Source organism: Flavobacterium sp. B114r, from assembly GCF_056824125.1.
The window spans coordinates 3,982,552-4,000,420 of sequence record NZ_CP124858.1; the positions used below are offsets into that span (position 1 = coordinate 3,982,552).

A 17,869-nucleotide genomic window follows, 5' to 3' on the forward strand; every position below is an offset into this window, starting at 1 on the left:
GGTTTAAATACATAAAGAACGAGGCATTATGAATTTGAAAATAGCAGTTTTACCGGGAGACGGAATCGGACCAGAGGTAATCGCACAGGCCAAAAAAGCATTATATGCTATTGGCGAAGTGTACAATCATGAATTTGTTTTTGAAGAAGCTCTCATGGGAGCAATTGCTATTGACAAAACAGGAAATCCGTTGCCGGAGCAAACACTTAATCTTTGTTTAAACACAGATGCAGTTTTGTTTGGAGCGATTGGAGATCCTAAATATGACAATAATCCTAATGCAAAAGTTCGTCCGGAGCAGGGGTTACTGAAGCTTCGTAAGGAATTAGGTTTGTTTGCTAACATTCGTCCTATAAAACCGTACAAAGCATTAATTGATTCCTCTCCTTTAAAAAGAGAGATTATTGATGGTGCTGACTTTACTATTTTCAGAGAATTAACCGGTGGTGCTTATTTTGGAGCTAAGACATTAAACGAAGAAGGTACACATGCTTCGGATTTATGTGAATATTCAGAAGAAGAAATTACCAGAATTTCACATTTAGCTTTTAAATCAGCACAAAACCGACGCAAAAAGTTAACTATGGTAGACAAAGCAAATGTTTTGGAAACCTCAAGATTATGGAGAAAAGTTGTTCAGAAAGTGAGTTTGAATTATCCTGATGTAGCGTTAGATTTTTTATTTGTGGACAATGCAGCAATGCAGATTATTCTAAATCCAAAACAATTCGACGTGATTTTAACCGAGAATTTATTTGGAGATATCTTATCTGATGAAGCAAGTGTAATTACAGGATCTATCGGGCTATTGGCTTCGGCATCTTTAGGAGAAAAAAATGCGCTTTTCGAACCAATTCACGGTTCTTATCCACAGGCAAAAGGAAAAAATATTGCCAATCCAATTGCTTCGATTTTATCTGCTGCAATGTTGTTAGAACATTTTGGCTTATTCAAAGAAGCAAATGTAATTTATCAGGCAGTCGAAAAAGCAATTGAATATAAAGTGGTTACAATTGATTTAAAAGCAGATTCAAAATTCGGTACAAATGAAGTAGGAGAGTTTGTCTCAAATTTTATTTTTAGCAAAGATGACCTATTGTATTTTAATAATGACAATGTACATATTGGTCAGTCAACAATTGTTTAAGGTTTTTATTAAAATAATGAAATAAATAACAAGAAGTATGTGAAATGTTGAGATTTTATTTTTTTAGTCCTATAAGTTTTCATACTTTTGTGACACTAAAAAATAAATGATGCAAATCTCAATTATTATTACTTCTGTCGTTGTTGTCAATGTGATTCACACATATGCATCGGGAATGGTATAAATATAATTGAAAAACTATATTACAAACCTTCCAAATACTGGAAGGTTTTTTTTTGAACAAAAATTAAAATAAAATAATACATAATGGAATTAAATAAGTACAGCAAAACCATCACTCAAGATCAAACACAACCTGCAGCGCAAGCGATGTTGTACGGGATTGGTTTAACTGAAGAAGATTTGAAGAAAGCACAAGTTGGTATTGTAAGCATGGGTTACGATGGTAACACTTGTAACATGCATCTGAATGATTTGGCAAAAGACGTCAAAAAAGGTGTTTGGGATGCAAATCTGGTCGGACTTATTTTTAATACTATTGGTGTTAGTGACGGAATTTCAAACGGTACTGAAGGAATGCGTTTTTCATTGGTTTCCCGTGATGTAATCGCAGATTCTATCGAAACAGTTGTGGGAGCACAATGGTACGATGGTATTATTGCAATTCCTGGTTGTGATAAAAATATGCCTGGAGCTTTAATCGCAATGGGAAGAGTAAATCGTCCATCGATTATGGTTTACGGAGGTTCAATTCATTCCGGAAAATGGAAAGGAGAATCATTAAATATTGTTTCTGCTTTTGAAGCTTTAGGAAAAAAGGTGAAAAACGAAATTACTCCGGAAGATTTTAAAGGTGTTATTCAAAATGCATGCCCGGGAGCTGGTGCTTGCGGCGGAATGTACACTGCAAATACAATGTCGTCTGCAATTGAAGCATTAGGAATGAGTTTGCCATACAGCTCTTCTAATCCTGCTTTGAGTCAGGATAAAAGAGACGAATGTCTTGCTGCCGGAGAAGCGATTAAAATATTATTAGAAAAAGATATTAAGCCAAGAGATATTATGACTCGTAAAGCTTTTGAAAACGCAATTACAATCGTTGCAGTTTTAGGAGGTTCTACAAATGCGGTTATGCACTTAATTGCAATGGCGCACGCTGTTGATATCGAAATCACATTAGATGATTTTCAGGCAATCAATGATAAAACACCAGTATTGGCGGATATGAAACCAAGTGGTAAATACATGATGGAGGATATTCACGAAGTTGGAGGTATTCCTTCTATAATGAAATATTTACTAAAAGTAGGATTGATTCATGGGGATTGTTTGACCGTAACCGGAAAAACTGTAGCAGAGAATTTAGCCAATACTCCGGATTTACAAGATGGACAACAGGTTATTCATGAAATACAAAAAGCATTAAAACCAACAGGAAATATTCAGGTTTTATACGGAAATCTTGCTTCTGAAGGTGCTGTTGCAAAAATTAGCGGAAAAGAAGGAGAATATTTTGAAGGTCCTGCTGTTGTTTTTGAAGGAGAATTTGAAGTAATCCCGGGACTTGAGGCCGGAAAAATTAAACCAGGTAATGTAGTAGTCATCAGGTATTGTGGACCAAAAGGTGGTCCGGGAATGCCTGAAATGCTAAAACCAACATCGGCAATTATTGGTGCCGGATTAGGCAGCAGTTGTGCTCTTATTACAGACGGTAGATTCTCTGGAGGTTCACATGGATTTGTGGTAGGTCACATAACACCAGAAGCTTATGATGGTGGTGGTATTGCTTTAGTAAAAGATGGTGATTTAATTGCTATCGATGCTGTAAATAATACAATCAACCTGAAGATATCTGACGAGGAATTTGCAACTCGTGCAGCAGCGTGGGTTCAGCCTCCGTTAAAAGTTACGAAAGGAGTTTTGCTTAAATACGCAAGATCAGTTTCAAGCGCTTCTACAGGTTGCGTTACCGATAAATAATAAAGTCAAAACCTAATATTAAAACCAACTTATTAAATAAAAAATGCTGAAAACAATTTACATGTTTTTCTTATTTGTATTGCCTTTAATTTCATTTTCGCAAAGTAGCAAAATAGAGGATCTAAAGAAAGATTATAATTTAGAGATAAAAAAAGGTGGTTTTATTCTTTTAAAAGATAAAAAAAGTGCTGATAATATTAAGATAGCGAATGCTGCCGGCGAAATTATTTATTCTTTTAAAGGAGATAACAAAAAAGGTTTTTTAAGCGGATTAAATTGCGGGAAGTTTTTCACGTCAAAAGTACGTGGCAGCGGAAATGATGGTGGCGGTTATATGATTTTTGAATATGTAGACGTTGAAATACACGATGTTAAAAATCCAGAAGTCGGAATCAAAACCAATTTCAATTTTACAAATGGATCATGGAATCAGCCTTTTGAAGTTTATAGTTTTTTTGATAATACAGAAAAGGTAGGGATTGTTAATTCTTGTGGCGAGATAATAGTGCCTGCGCAATATAATAGTATTGGTAATTTTAACAAGTCCGGACAAGCTTTAGCTTTTACTAATACAGATTTTACAGTTCTGGATACATTAGGTAAATCATTGCTCAAACAGCCATTTAAGCATGCACGCGGACAAGTATTCAAATATGATTATGATGTTTTTGTAAAAGACAATCGCGTTAGATCAAGTCTGGATGGCAAGCAGTTTGGAATTTATGACTTTAAAGAAAATAAACAATTAATACCAAACAACTATGATAAAATCTATTCATTAGATAAAATGTATTATCATGTTAAAGGAGAGAAAAAAGATGTTGCTTATTTAGCTCAAAAGAATGATATCATTGAGCTTATTGATTATTCAAATCTCAAGAATATCTTTCCTATATCAGTAGGAGCAAATGATGTTAGCTCATTGCTTGAATTTAAGGATAAATACATGGTTATTTTTTCTAAGACAAGAAAAATAATTAAACAATTAGGGGCAAATTCCAGCAGGGACGAATCAATGTATCTTAAGAATATCTATTATGATGGAAAAGTGTTATTTGATCCGAAATTAGAAATAAAAGAAATTAAGATATATAAAGATCGTTTTTTTACGCTTCAGCTTTATAATGGAGGATCAAAAATTTATGATTTTGAGAAATCCAAATTTATTGCGGATTTTCCGAATGATTTAATAGCAGTGAGCGATTATAGAACATTTTCACATGTGATTAGTAATGAGCAATACGTATATAACGGGCAAGATGGCTTTTTTAATGTAAGTATTCCTTGCAAAGGGGCCAATTGCCAAACAAGTTCATCAAGTAAAGGGGCAATTTGTGATTATAATGGAAGATTAAGGACAGATTTCCTGCAAGATGTAAGTTACACAGTTCTAAAACCTGACACGACTCAGGATAAGTTTCTTTTTTTAACTTATAGCAGACCAGATGGTTTTATGATGAATTACGATTTATACGATAATGACGGTAAACTAAAATTAGAACATTTTGAAATAAGTGATAATCAAAAGGAGTATAGATTAATTGTGAAAAACAACATATTAGTTCTTAATGAAAAAATAGAAAAGACAGCTGTTTATGGCAAAACTGCTTTTGATGTTGATGGAAAAATGATAGGAGAACGATATATGTTTATAAGCGATCCGTCTAAGAAAGAGGAAGTAAAGAGTAATTATACAAAAGAGCAGCTAGAGTCGCAAAAGAACAATAGATTTCTAAAAAAATAAAATATGAATTTGAAAATTACAATAGGATATTTTGTTATACTTTTTCTTTCTTTCAAATCCTTTTCGCAGGTAAAACCACAAAAGGTCGATTTAGATAAGTTTTCGTTTAATGTCAATTATCAAATACTGCCTAAAAAGTTTGTGCCATTAGAGAAAAGAACTTTTAGCAGTGAAGCGATTATAAACAAAGATTTTGTTTCTTTTTACCCTAATAAGGAGACTCTGAACGGTAGAATAAATGTGTATGGCTGGAAAAAAAGTGTAAGATATTCAAATATTGATGTAGAAATAAATTTGAAAAGTTTTACTATGGGGGAGCCAAAGCTTGAATCAAGAATTGATGAATCTAAAGATAAAAATGGGGTAATGGTAAAGACTACCTACTATTTTGTAATTGCGAAAATTGAAGCAAAAGGTTCGGGAGTCGTCAAGATAAAATCAGCAATAAGTGATTCAGGGAAAGATGAGGAAAACACATATGCGTTTGATGAAGACTATATTTATAAATCTAATAATGACAATGTAAATCCTGAAGCGGTAAAAGAATTGTTTAAAAAACAAAAGGATGATTTTTATAATGAAAAAATCAAAACTTATGTTGAATTAGTTCTTAATCAAACGAATCGTAAAGTCAATAAAATGTACGGTTTAGAGGCTACAAGTTATAGAGATAATTTATGGATTATTGACTCTAAAGACGAAGAAGGCGCTATTCAAAAAGAGGCGCTCGAAGCTGTTAAGGTAATTTTTTCTAAGATGACAGCGACTAGTCCAATTGATGGGATAGTAAGTGAAATGAGTCCATTAATAGAGTATTTTGATTCACTTAAAACAAAATATACAGAAAATGATAAGTCGAGTAAAAAGATAAGATATTCAGCTTATTATAATTTAGGAAGAATTTATATTCATTTAGATCAACCTGAAAAAGCTATTAAAGAAGGTGAGGGACTAATTGCTAATGATTATGATAAAAAAGACGGACAAAGAATTATTGATGATGCAAATTATGATCTGGAAGTTTTTAAAAGCACCGCATTCAAATCAAAGCATAATCCTGCATTCTATTAAAATATACATTAAAGCAGTATTTTTAAATACTAGTAATTGTTAAGTTGTAAAAATAATAAAAAATGAAAATATCAGGGGCAGAAGCCGTTATTAGATGTTTATTAGCAGAAGGAGTAGACTTGGTTTACGGATATCCGGGAGGAGCCATAATGCCAGTTTATGACGAATTATATAAATTTCAAGATCAATTACACCATGTCTTGGTACGCCACGAACAAGGTGCAACACATGCAGCGCAAGGTTATGCAAGAGCTACAGGAAAAGTTGGGGTGGCAATTGCTACTTCAGGACCCGGAGCTACAAACTTAGTTACAGGAATTGCAGATGCTCAGATCGATTCAACACCAATGGTTTGCATTACAGGACAGGTTGGGAAGCATTTACTGGGTTCTGATGCTTTTCAGGAAACAGATATTATCGGGATTTCGACTCCGGTAACCAAATGGAATTATCAGGTTACTGAAGCTTCAGAAATTCCTGAAATCATTGCTAAAGCATTTTATATTGCACGTTCAGGTCGTCCGGGTCCCGTATTGATCGATATTACTAAAAACGCTCAGTTTGATGAGTTAGATTTTAGTTATGAAAAATGTACTGCAATCAGAAGTTATGTTCCCGTTCCGAAATTAAAACTGGATAAAGTGGCTGAAGCTGCTGCCTTAATTAATAGCGCTAAGAAACCTTTTATTGTTTTTGGTCAGGGAATTATTCTTGGTCAGGCCGAAGAACAATTAAAAGCTTTAATCGAAAAAACAGGAATTCCTGCTGGCTGGACAATCTTAGGGCTTTCGGCTTTGCCAACAGATCATCCGTTAAACGTGGGTATGTTAGGTATGCACGGAAACTACGGACCAAATATGCTAACTAACCAATGTGATGTTCTAATTGCATTAGGAATGCGTTTTGATGATCGTGTTACAGGAAGTTTGAAAACTTATGCAAAACAAGCAAAAGTGATTCACTTTGAAATTGATCCTGCAGAAGTAGATAAAAACGTAAAAACTGAAGTTGCCGTTTTAGGAGATGTAAGGGAAGCGCTAGATGCGTTATTGCCTTTAATTGAGAAAAATTCTCATGAAGCATGGCATAACGAGTTCAAAGAACTACATAAAATAGAGGTAGAAACGGTTATAAACGAAGAGTTAAACCCAACAAATAATAAAGGAATTTCTATGGGTGAGACTATGGAAATGATCAACAAACACTCAAAAGGTGATGCTATTATTGTTTCAGATGTTGGACAACACCAGATGTTTGCGTGTCGTTATGCCAAGTTTAATTCTACCAAAAGCAATATTACTTCAGGAGGTTTAGGAACTATGGGATTTGCTTTGCCAGCTGCTATTGGAGCTAAAATGGGAAGACCGGATCGTGAAGTAGTGGCTATTATAGGTGATGGTGGATTCCAGATGACAATTCAGGAATTAGGAACTATTTTCCAGACAAAAGTACCAGTGAAAATTGTTATTTTGAATAATGAGTTTTTAGGAATGGTGCGTCAATGGCAGGAATTGTTTTTTGACAATAGATATGCTTCAACAAAAATGATCAATCCAAATTTTGTTGCAATCGCCGAAGGATATTATATTAAATCTAAAAAAGTAACACAAAGAGAAGATTTAGATGCAGCCGTTGCAGAAATGATGGCTTCAAAAGATTCTTATTTTCTGGAGGTTATGGTAGAAAAAGAAAACAATGTTTTCCCAATGATCCCAACAGGAGCATGTGTTTCTGAAATTAGATTAAGCTAAAGAAAAAAAAGTTTCAAGTTTTAAGTTTCACGTTGCAGAACCTGAAACTTGAAACAAGAAAAACTTTAAACAAAAATTACATGGAAGATAAAACATTTACCATATCGGTATATTCAGAAAATAACGTGGGTTTGTTAAATAGAATATCAGGAATATTCTTAAAGCGTCACATTAATATATTAAGTCTAAACGTTTCAGAATCAGAAATAGAGAATGTTTCCAGATTCATTATTGTTGTAGATACAACAGAGAAATGGGTTAAGAACATTGTAGGGCAAATTGAAAAACAAATTGAAGTAATAAAAGCTTTTTATCACACAGATGAAGAGACTATTTATTTAGAAAATGCAATATTCAAAATTGCTTCAAGTTTGTTATTTGACGAAAAACAGATTCAAAATATCATCAAAGAAAGCCAGTCGACAATTGTCACAGTTTCTCGCGACTTCTTTGTGATTTCAAAATCAGGAAGACGTTCTGAAATTGAAGAATTGTATGCAAAATTCAAACCGTACGGCATTATGCAATTTGTACGTTCAGGCAGAATATCAGTTTCTAAAGAAAAAATGGAAATTTCAACATTATTAGAAACATTCAAATAGTATCATCTTAGTTACATATTAATCAATTATTAAATTACAACACATTAAATATTAAAAACAAAATGGCAAATTATTTCAATACATTACCACTTAGATTACAATTAGAACAATTAGGAGTTTGCGAATTTATGGAGCAATCAGAATTTGCAGACGGAATTTCGGCATTAGCAGGAAAAAAAGTTGTCATCGTAGGTTGTGGTGCACAAGGTTTAAATCAAGGTTTAAACATGAGAGATTCTGGTTTAGACATTTCATATGCATTACGTGCAGATGCAATTGCTGAAAAAAGACCTTCTTATAAAAATGCTACTGAAAACGGATTTAAAGTAGGTACTTATGAAGAATTAATTCCAACTGCTGACTTAGTTTGTAACTTAACGCCAGACAAGCAACATACTGCTGTAGTTACCGCCATTATGCCATTAATGAAAAACGGTTCAACTTTATCATACTCTCACGGATTTAATATCGTAGAGGAAGGAATGCAGATTCGTAAAGATATTACAGTAATTATGTGTGCTCCTAAGTGTCCTGGTTCTGAGGTTCGTGAAGAATACAAAAGAGGATTTGGTGTTCCAACACTTATCGCTGTTCACCCGGAGAATGATCCAAACGGTTTTGGTTTAGATCAGGCAAAAGCTTACGCAGTTGCAACTGGAGGACACAAAGCGGGAGTTTTAAAATCTTCTTTCGTAGCTGAAGTAAAATCAGATTTAATGGGTGAGCAAACAATCCTTTGCGGATTATTGCAAACCGGATCTATTTTATGTTTTGATAAAATGATTGAAAAAGGAATTGATCCTGCATATGCTTCAAAATTAATTCAATATGGATGGGAAACTATCACAGAAGCTTTGAAACATGGTGGTATCACAAATATGATGGACCGTCTTTCAAATCCTGCAAAAATTGAAGCTTACGAAATCGCAGAAGAATTAAAAGACATCATGCGTCCGTTATTCCAAAAACATCAGGATGATATTATTTCTGGAGAATTCTCTAGAACTATGATGATTGACTGGGCTAATGATGATAAAAACTTATTGACTTGGAGAGCTGCTACAGGAGAAACTAATTTTGAGAAAACAGCACCACAAGATGCTCCAATTTCAGAACAAGAATATTTTGACAATGGAGTATTGATGATTGCAATGGTAAAAGCTGGTGTAGAATTAGCTTTTGAGACTATGACTGAAGCTGGAATTATTGAAGAATCAGCTTATTATGAGTCGTTACACGAATTGCCATTGATCGCCAATACAATTGCAAGAAAAAAATTATTTGAAATGAACCGTGTTATTTCGGATACAGCAGAATATGGTTGTTATTTATTCGATCATGCTTGTAAGCCGTTATTGACTGAGTACATGAAAACTGTCGAAACTAACATTATAGGAAAACCATTTTCAACTTCTAACGGAGTAGATAATGCTATTTTAATTGCAGTAAACAAAGAAATTCGTCAACATCCTATAGAAGAAGTAGGTACATGGTTGAGGGAATCTATGACTGCAATGAAAAAAATTGGATAATAAATTGGGAATTACCACACATTTGATTGTGGGATTTGCGCTGTATCTCTGTTTTATGTAATATTTTGAATTAGTAAGCACTTATTAAGAAAAATGGATATAGATGCATATTGCATTCACTTAACTTCTGCTAGTAAGTAAGTTAAGTGAAGCTAATCCCTGATGAAGGGGTATGTTTAGTGATAAACATACTTGTTGAAGTTTCATTTTGATTAATAAAGATGCTGCTATTTTCAGAATAGACCTGAGCATTGTAATGCAGAATTACAGAATTAATTGTTATTGAAATTGTTAAAAATAAAGGCATGATATTCATTTATCGTGCCTTTTTTGTGACATGCTTTTTTTTCCAAAAAAGTAAAATTTTATAGTATATATAGAAAAAGGCGATATTTTTTTTAATATGTGTTTTTTTTTGATAAAATTTATGAATTAAATAATTTTAAGAATACGCTGATATTTAATACATTTATAAAAAAATTCCAAAATCATATGAGTTATTATAAAATTGAAAATTTAGAACAATATTTTAAACATTACAATAAGTCAATAAGGGAACCGAGGAAGTTTTGGGGGAAGATAGCTGAAGAGAATTTTACCTGGTACCAACAATGGGAAAAAGTGGTTGATTTTAATATGGCTGATGCCGAAGTGAAATGGTTTACTGAAGCGAAAGTTAATATTACCAAGAATTGCATTGATAGACACTTAAGCAAAAGAGGAGAAAAAACGGCTATTATTTTTGAACCGAACGATCCTTCTGAAAGTGCTTTACATATAACGTATAACGAACTTTACGAAAGAGTTTCAAAAATGGCGAATGTGTTGCGTGAGCAAGGTGTTCGTAAAGGAGACAGAGTTTGTATTTATTTACCAATGATTCCTGAATTAGCAGTTTCTGTTTTGGCATGTGCCAGAATTGGAGCAATTCATTCCGTTATTTTTGCAGGATTCTCAGCTTCGGCAGTTTCAGCAAGAATCAATGATTGCGAATGTAAAATGGTAATTACTTCTGATGGAGGTTACAGAGGAAATAAAAACATTGATTTAAAAGGAATTGTAGATGAAGCATTAGATTCATGTCCAACAGTTTCTAAAGTATTGGTTGTAAAAAGAACCAATACTCAGATTAAAATGAAAGAAGGACGTGACGAATGGTTACAGCCTTTGTTAGATGTAGCTCTTGATAATAGTGTTGCTGAGATTATGGATGCTGAAGATCCTTTATTTATTTTATATACTTCAGGTTCAACTGGAAAACCAAAAGGAATGGTACATACCACAGCCGGTTATATGGTGTATACTGCTTATACTTTTAAAAATGTTTTTAGTCACGAAGAAAATGATATTTTTTGGTGTACTGCAGATATTGGTTGGATTACTGGTCACTCTTATATATTATACGGACCATTATTGAATGGTGGAACAACTGTAATTTTTGAAGGTGTTCCGTCTTATCCTGATTTCAGCCGTTTTTGGGAAATTATCGAAAAACACAAAGTAACCCAATTTTATACAGCACCAACAGCTATTCGTTCTTTAGCAAAAGAAAGTTTAGATTATATCCAGAAGTATCCTTTAAAATCACTTAAAGTAATTGGATCAGTAGGAGAGCCTATCAATGAAGAAGCATGGCACTGGTTCAATGATCATGTAGGAGATAAAAGATGTCCTGTTGTTGATACCTGGTGGCAAACAGAAACTGGTGGAATCATGATTTCTCCAATCGCTTTTGTTACGCCTACAAAACCAACTTATGCAACTTTGCCATTACCGGGAATTCAGCCTGTTTTAATGGATGAAAAACGTAATGAGATCGAAGGAAATCAAGTTGTAGGTAGTTTGTGTATCAAATTTCCATGGCCGGGAATTGCCAGAACTATCTGGGGAGATCACCAACGTTATAAAGACACTTATTTCTCTGCTTTTCCAGGTAAATATTTTACAGGAGATGGCGCCTTAAGAGACGAAGTAGGATATTACAGAATCACAGGTAGGGTAGATGACGTGGTTATTGTTTCAGGACATAATCTGGGAACAGCACCAATTGAAGATGCAATTAATGAGCATCCTGCTGTAGCTGAATCTGCTATTGTTGGATTCCCACATGATATTAAAGGAAATGCTTTATATGGTTTTGTAATTCTTAAAGAAACAGGAGAATATAGAGACAGAGCAAATTTGACAAAAGAAATTAATCAATATATTTCTGATCATATCGGGCCAATTGCAAAATTGGATAAAATTCAGTTTGTTTCCGGTTTACCAAAAACACGTTCAGGAAAAATTATGCGTAGAATTTTACGTAAAATAGCCGAAGGAGATTTTTCTAATTTTGGAGATACTTCAACGTTATTAAATCCTGAAGTTGTAGACGAAATTTCGAAAGAAAGAATTTCTTAATTCTTATACAGATAAAACTAAAAATGCCTCTTAAAATTTAAGAGGCATTTTTAGTTGATATCATTTTCGAATTACTGTCAGACTGAGCGAAGTCGAAGTTCTTATGCAGAATCACTTTGCGAAACTTCGACTTTATTTATAACTTATATGGTTTGAAGCTTTTCTATTTAATCCCCAATCTTGATTTTAGTTTCAAAAACAAAAGTGCAATTTTATAAGCATCTTCTGAAGATGAATTTCTATCGCTTTTTGGAATTTTAAAGATTTCACTTAAATCATCTAATGAAAATTGTTTGTCATTAATATCCATTAATTTGCGATACATCATGTCAACATCTAAAGCTTCGTTTTTCAATCTTCCACAATCAAGACGTTCTAATGCGGCATTTAGCATTTCGATGTCAAAATTTATATGATGACCAACCAGAATAGAATTTCCTATGAAGTTTACAAACGCTTCGATAGCATCTGGCTCGGGCATTTTCAACATTTTGCTTTCAATGATAAATTCATTCGAAAGTCCATTATCCTGCAAAAACTTATATTGCAGCAAAACAGCTTCGAAATTATCTTTTATAACAATTCCATCGTCAATTACAGAAAAAGCACCCAGAGATAAAATAACATCTTTATTGGGGTTTAATCCAGAAGTTTCTGTAGATAAAACTACAAAACGATTCGGTTTTGTCTCAAACTTGGTTAAGTAATCCTTCCAGAAATCCGGATACTCTTTGTTGATATTTTTAATCCAGTCTAGCATACTTATGAGAATTGTGTAAGTTGAAATTTACTCTTAATCAGTTCCTCAAGGTCTTTCATTGGGGTTAAGGCATTTTTTAACTTTTCTTTGTCTGTTTTAGACATTTCTCGCATATTAATATATTGTCCGGAATCGTCGTTCTTTAATCCTTCTATCGTTCTAAATTTTGATAAAGTTAAAAATGCATCGGCACAACTTAAGTATATCTCAGCATTTTTAGAATCTGTGATTGCTAATTGTTTGAATCTTAAGTAAGTGTTTTTTATGCCTTTTATGTTTGCATTTAAAATCAATAAACGTGCAGAATCAATTAACGGCATTAATGCGCGGGTTTTAATATCAAATGTTGTTTTATGCGGACCTTCTTCTTCAACAATAAATTTCTTAAAAAAACTTAATGGAGAATTTCTTTTTAAAGCGTCATTCCCTAAAAAATCAAAGAATAATGTGTTGTTCACAGCATTTTTAAAAATGACATTTTCTATTACTTCTTCGATTTTTGGCTCTCCAAAAACAATTTCATAATCAAAGAAAATACTACTTAAATCATTGCTGTTTTCACCTGGAGTATTCATCCAGCTGTTGTATTGTTTTGTCCAGTCTGTCAACGATTTACACCATAACATATTACTTCCCATGTGTCCGTTTGGACAATATTCGTAACCTACTTTTTCTAATATAGAAGTTGTTCGTTTTGCCAGCCTTAAAAAATAATCTTTTACTTCTCTGTATTTCTCAGGCGCAACATCTTCAAATATTAATATACTATCCTGATCAGTAAGTAATAATTGTTCTTTACGCCCTTGACTACCAATGCTTAACCATGCAAATCGAGCAGGAGGGGAGCCTAAATCTAAAATTGACAATTCGACAGCTCGCTTTATTATTGCAAGATTAATTTCACTGGCAATATTGCTAATATGTGAAATAGGAATGTTTTTCTGAATAGAGTTTTGAATCAGGTCAGACAAACGATCGCGTATTTGTTTTAAATCTTTAGGAAGTTGAGAACGTTTGATTTCTTTAATCAAAACACCTGGATTACTGGCTTGTGCCACAATTAAATCATGCTCAGAAATAATTCCCTTTACAGCAGATTTATTCGTTCCGTCTTTGGTAACACATAAATGGGTAACATTATGTTTTAACATTAACAACTGCGCCTCAGCCAGCGATACATTTTCAATTACGGTTACGACCGGCGAAGACATAATCCTGTCGATTGATTCTGTAATAGGATAGCGGCCAGTCGCAATTTTAGAAGATAAATCAGCATTTGTTACAATACCAATTGGGTTATTTTTTTCGCAGATTACAATATTATCCACCATTGCTTCCGTCATTAGGATAGCAACATCCTTAACAATCTTGTTTGATTCAGTTGTTAATGGAGAGGTATTATAGGCAAGTGATTGAATATATTGCATTTCTGACTGCTGATCGACATAGAATGCAGTATCAGAAATTAACTTACCGTTAGAATTTACATTGTCTTTTGCGTGTCTTGAATTGATGGCAAAATTTTCTAATAAAAAATTTAATACATCCGAATTATTAGCTACAAATGGTCTGAATACAGCAATAGGAATCGCATAAATAATGCTTTCTTCACGTGCTTTTGCTGTCATCATGTAGTTATTCTTGGCAAAAAACGGACGTAAACCAAAAATATCACCTTCATGACATTTGTTTATAAGCGTTTCTTCAGCATCAGCAATTGTTGTTAAATTTATGACACCAGAAGCTACAACATAAAAACTATCATGAAGTAAATCGTTGATTTGAAATAATACGGCGTGTTTTTCTAAATTGATAACACGAATATTTGTAGCAATATCAGATAATTCCTGAAAAGTTAAATTATCAAATGGTGGGTATTCTTTTAAAAAATCTGCAATATGCTCAGCGATTGTATTCATATGTTGATAATTTTTTTTAAAGTATCGAATGTAAAAATAATAAAATAAAGTCTTACAATGAAAGCATCTTTACGAGAATGTGATTATTTTAAGAAAATGTTAAAATTAACTGGTATACAGGCTTTAAAAACTATTTATTACCAGTTAACGAACATAAAAAATAGTTAAACTTCGGACAATATTGTTTAAAAAGCAAAGCTGCAAGATAGAGAATAGATCAGTAGTATTTTTCAAAACTTTTTCAACAATCATTAAATCGTTCATGAGCAGGTTTTGAAATATTCTATTTTACATAATATAAATTATAGTTCAAAATAGATATAACTAAAAAGGACCAGGATGTCGCTTTTTCAAAGCTTTGCGCTTTTGTTCTATACAAGACTTATCCAGATTACTCACATTAATTTCTTTTCTGTTTTCTACTTATCGTATTCTTTGTGAACAGTGGTTGTTGAGTTTATACAATTGAAGAATTGAATCTTCAAATATTCCATAAACCTTGAATTTTGAATTTTTAGAATATTCTTTTGCTAATTCATCAGTTATCGATATTCGGTTAAAAAAAGAATTATTTTCATTACAAGCGATTTTCCTCAAATGTCATAACATTTTATCCAATTAAAAAATAAGCTTACTTAATATTAATACAGTTTCGTGAGAATCGTTTCTTTGGGAACTAAATCGTCGCCGCTTCTTTTATTGAATTGTAGCGATTGATCGTTTGCAAAAAGAACTGCGCTTACAGAACCATTTTTAGCTTTAATACTAATTTGGGCTTTTTCGCCAAATCCGTTTACATAGCCAGTAACTTCCATAATTCCCGTAACAAATTTTTCATTGCTGCTTGTAATTTCGGCGGTTCCAAAAATTTTACTGTTAGATTGTGCTATGTTTAATTTCAAAACATATTCCTTGCTGCAATCTTTACAATTTTCAGTACTCCAGGTTCCTGTAAAGCGGTTTGTTTGTGAATGTGCTGAAAAAGAAACTAATATTAGTAAAAGAATAAATTTTTTCATTTTGATTCCAATTTTTATTAAATATATTATGGTTCAAATATAAACCAAAAAAGCATTCGCTATAGCGAATGCTTTTCTTTTGAATATAAAATTGTACTACTTGATTTTTTTTAAATAAACAGATTTTCCGTTAAGCGCAACATTTATTTCACTATTTTTTTCTGAAAAAGTGGTTCTCAAAGCATTTCCTTTAAAAATAGAAACATCTCCATAAACCTTTCCAGTTTCATCTGAAACATATTCGAACAATAATTTCTTGTTACCTGGTTCAATACCAATTTTATAACTTGAAAATTTAGACGTGTCCAGATTAAATTCCTGTTGCGTGTCGATAATTTTTCCGTCAGCGTAGAAATTAGTAACTGATTTGTTTAAAGTAATGTCCGGATAATACTGGTTTACTTTTTGAAGAAGTGCATATTGCTCAGGGCTTGCATCTTCTATTTTTGATGTAATTGTCTGTGCAAATGAAATTGTTGTAAAAATAAAGGCTAATAGTAAGGTGAATTTTTTCATAAATTTTTAAATTTTAGGATTAATATTGAAATCAGTTTTTGAAATTCAATCAAGCTTCAATTAAACGTCATTTTTATATAAAAAGGCGTTTAATTATATAACAAGGTAGTAAATATTTACCTTTGCAGGAAATGAAATGCAATTTTTTAAGAAAATGACAACAAAAAAATATATTAAGCTTATACTTATTTTAGGTTCACTAACAGCACTTGGTCCTTTTTCAATCGATATGTATTTGCCTGGATTCTCTGGTATAGCAAAAGATTTACATACGACGGTTGCAAAAGTCTCTATGAGTTTATCGAGTTATTTTATCGGAATTTCAGCAGGACAATTGCTTTACGGACCATTATTGGATCGTTTTGGACGAAAAAAACCTTTGTTCGTTGGTCTTTTAGTTTATATTTTGGCTTCTTTAGGTTGTGTTTACGTTGCTGATATTGATTCGTTTATCCTTCTGAGATTTGTTCAGGCTATTGGCAGTTGTGCTGCAACTGTAGCATCTGTGGCAATGGTTAGAGATTTGTTTCCGGTAAAAGATATTCCGAAAGTTTTCTCTTTATTAATGTTGGTTCTGGGGCTTTCGCCAATGTTGGCGCCAACAATTGGTGGTTATGTTACAGAGGATTACGGCTGGCATACTGTGTTTTTTATTTTGATGTGTATGGGGATTGCAATTTTAATTGCTGCTATGGTTGGATTGCCAAATACTTATAAACCGGACACTTCGATTTCCTTAAAACCAAAACCAATTATTGCTAACTTTTTGAAGGTGCTTAAAGAACCACAATTTTTTACTTACGCTTTTACGGGTGCTATCGCTTTTTCTGGCTTGTTTACATACGTAGCGGCCTCCCCTATAATTTTTATGGACATTTATCATGTAGACGCTAAAACTTACGGATGGATTTTTGCTTTTATGTCAGTGAGTTTTATTGGTTCCAGTCAGTTGAATTCGGTTTTATTGAAGAAATTTTCAAGTGAACAGATGATTTTCGGAGCGCTTATTACACAATCTGTAATTGCTATTGTTTTTCTAATACTTTCCCTGAACAATCTGTTAGGATTGTATGAAATTATTGCAATGCTTTTTTTATTTTTAGGATGTTTAGGGATTTCAAATCCAAATACTGCCGGACTTACGATGGCTCCATTTGCTAAGAATGCCGGAAGTGCTTCAGCTTTAATGGGTGCAATTCAATTAGGCCTGGGAGCTTTGGCCTCATTTGCTGTTGGTATATTTGTAAAAGATTCTGTAGCGCCAATGGTTCTTATTATGACCACAACTACAATTATAGCTTTTATTGTTTTAAATATAGGAAAACGTTTTATTAAAGAAAAAGTTGAAGCTTCTGCAGATGATGATGTTTTGATTGGGCACTAGAAGAAATAAAATTCCATTTTTTTTAAATTGCTTCACTTGTTTGCTATCACCCGGCTCTAAATTCCAATGATAACGAACTG

13 protein-coding genes are annotated in these 17,869 nt (G+C 32.9%); 9 read left to right on the plus strand and 4 right to left on the minus strand.

The window, feature by feature from the left end:
- Positions 1 to 28 precede the first annotated feature (28 nt).
- The 8 genes from leuB to acs all read left to right on the plus strand — a co-directional run bounded on the left by leuB (position 29) and on the right by acs (position 12,191).
- Complete coding sequence (gene leuB / locus QLQ94_RS16865; protein WP_482497890.1) at positions 29 to 1,147, plus strand: 3-isopropylmalate dehydrogenase; 1,119 nt, start codon at positions 29 to 31, stop codon at positions 1,145 to 1,147.
- Between the two features lie 267 nt (positions 1,148 to 1,414).
- Positions 1,415 to 3,088: a dihydroxy-acid dehydratase gene (gene ilvD, locus QLQ94_RS16870; RefSeq protein ID WP_271337538.1), complete on the plus strand. Its 1,674-nt coding sequence runs from the start codon at positions 1,415 to 1,417 to the stop codon at positions 3,086 to 3,088.
- Positions 3,089 to 3,131: 43 nt separating this feature from the next.
- Positions 3,132 to 4,832 carry a hypothetical protein gene (locus QLQ94_RS16875; RefSeq protein WP_482497892.1) on the plus strand — a complete coding sequence of 567 codons (1,701 nt, stop codon included), beginning with the start codon at positions 3,132 to 3,134 and terminating at the stop codon, positions 4,830 to 4,832.
- A 3-nt stretch (positions 4,833 to 4,835) separates the two neighbouring features.
- Positions 4,836 to 5,903 (plus strand): hypothetical protein, encoded by a 1,068-nt coding sequence (locus QLQ94_RS16880; RefSeq protein ID WP_271337536.1) that lies wholly within the window; start codon positions 4,836 to 4,838, stop codon positions 5,901 to 5,903.
- Between the two features lie 62 nt (positions 5,904 to 5,965).
- Entirely contained in the window at positions 5,966 to 7,654 is a 1,689-nt protein-coding gene (ilvB, locus tag QLQ94_RS16885) for a biosynthetic-type acetolactate synthase large subunit (protein WP_271337535.1), read from the plus strand.
- A gap of 80 nt (positions 7,655 to 7,734) precedes the next feature.
- Positions 7,735 to 8,256, plus strand: a complete 522-nt coding sequence (gene ilvN, locus QLQ94_RS16890) for an acetolactate synthase small subunit (RefSeq protein WP_271337534.1) — start codon at positions 7,735 to 7,737, stop codon at positions 8,254 to 8,256.
- A 62-nt stretch (positions 8,257 to 8,318) separates the two neighbouring features.
- Complete coding sequence (gene ilvC / locus QLQ94_RS16895; RefSeq protein ID WP_271337533.1) at positions 8,319 to 9,788, plus strand: ketol-acid reductoisomerase; 1,470 nt, start codon at positions 8,319 to 8,321, stop codon at positions 9,786 to 9,788.
- 492 nt (positions 9,789 to 10,280) lie between these two features.
- Positions 10,281 to 12,191, plus strand: a complete 1,911-nt coding sequence (gene acs / locus QLQ94_RS16900) for an acetate--CoA ligase (protein WP_271337532.1) — start codon at positions 10,281 to 10,283, stop codon at positions 12,189 to 12,191.
- A gap of 163 nt (positions 12,192 to 12,354) precedes the next feature.
- Here acs and QLQ94_RS16905 read toward each other — a convergent pair whose 3' ends face one another.
- The 4 genes from QLQ94_RS16905 to QLQ94_RS16920 form a co-directional block, all read right to left on the minus strand.
- Positions 12,355 to 12,951, minus strand: coding sequence for a 3'-5' exonuclease (locus QLQ94_RS16905; RefSeq protein ID WP_271334885.1), 597 nt, complete (start codon positions 12,949 to 12,951; stop codon positions 12,355 to 12,357).
- A 2-nt stretch (positions 12,952 to 12,953) separates the two neighbouring features.
- Complete coding sequence (locus QLQ94_RS16910; RefSeq protein WP_271334884.1) at positions 12,954 to 14,870, minus strand: DUF294 nucleotidyltransferase-like domain-containing protein; 1,917 nt, start codon at positions 14,868 to 14,870, stop codon at positions 12,954 to 12,956.
- 641 nt (positions 14,871 to 15,511) lie between these two features.
- Entirely contained in the window at positions 15,512 to 15,889 is a 378-nt protein-coding gene (locus tag QLQ94_RS16915) for a hypothetical protein (RefSeq protein WP_271334876.1), read from the minus strand.
- A gap of 96 nt (positions 15,890 to 15,985) precedes the next feature.
- Positions 15,986 to 16,405 (minus strand): hypothetical protein, encoded by a 420-nt coding sequence (locus QLQ94_RS16920; protein ID WP_271334875.1) that lies wholly within the window; start codon positions 16,403 to 16,405, stop codon positions 15,986 to 15,988.
- Between the two features lie 154 nt (positions 16,406 to 16,559).
- Here QLQ94_RS16920 and QLQ94_RS16925 point away from each other — a divergent pair, with 154 nt between their 5' ends.
- Positions 16,560 to 17,789 (plus strand): multidrug effflux MFS transporter, encoded by a 1,230-nt coding sequence (locus tag QLQ94_RS16925; protein WP_482497896.1) that lies wholly within the window; start codon positions 16,560 to 16,562, stop codon positions 17,787 to 17,789.
- Positions 17,790 to 17,869: the final 80 nt, after the last annotated feature.

What these genes read in the sequence shown, in the direction of transcription:
- leuB (WP_482497890.1), top strand. Translation starts at nt 29, where the DNA reads ATGAATTTGAAAATAGCAGTTTTACCGGGAGACGGAATCGGACCAGAG.
- ilvD (WP_271337538.1), top strand. Translation starts at nt 1,415, where the DNA reads ATGGAATTAAATAAGTACAGCAAAACCATCACTCAAGATCAAACACAA.
- QLQ94_RS16875 (WP_482497892.1), top strand. Translation starts at nt 3,132, where the DNA reads ATGCTGAAAACAATTTACATGTTTTTCTTATTTGTATTGCCTTTAATT.
- QLQ94_RS16880 (WP_271337536.1), top strand. Translation starts at nt 4,836, where the DNA reads ATGAATTTGAAAATTACAATAGGATATTTTGTTATACTTTTTCTTTCT.
- ilvB (WP_271337535.1), top strand. Translation starts at nt 5,966, where the DNA reads ATGAAAATATCAGGGGCAGAAGCCGTTATTAGATGTTTATTAGCAGAA.
- ilvN (WP_271337534.1), top strand. Translation starts at nt 7,735, where the DNA reads ATGGAAGATAAAACATTTACCATATCGGTATATTCAGAAAATAACGTG.
- ilvC (WP_271337533.1), top strand. Translation starts at nt 8,319, where the DNA reads ATGGCAAATTATTTCAATACATTACCACTTAGATTACAATTAGAACAA.
- acs (WP_271337532.1), top strand. Translation starts at nt 10,281, where the DNA reads ATGAGTTATTATAAAATTGAAAATTTAGAACAATATTTTAAACATTAC.
- QLQ94_RS16905 (WP_271334885.1), bottom strand. Translation starts at nt 12,951, where the DNA reads ATGCTAGACTGGATTAAAAATATCAACAAAGAGTATCCGGATTTCTGG.
- QLQ94_RS16910 (WP_271334884.1), bottom strand. Translation starts at nt 14,870, where the DNA reads ATGAATACAATCGCTGAGCATATTGCAGATTTTTTAAAAGAATACCCA.
- QLQ94_RS16915 (WP_271334876.1), bottom strand. Translation starts at nt 15,889, where the DNA reads ATGAAAAAATTTATTCTTTTACTAATATTAGTTTCTTTTTCAGCACAT.
- QLQ94_RS16920 (WP_271334875.1), bottom strand. Translation starts at nt 16,405, where the DNA reads ATGAAAAAATTCACCTTACTATTAGCCTTTATTTTTACAACAATTTCA.
- QLQ94_RS16925 (WP_482497896.1), top strand. Translation starts at nt 16,560, where the DNA reads ATGACAACAAAAAAATATATTAAGCTTATACTTATTTTAGGTTCACTA.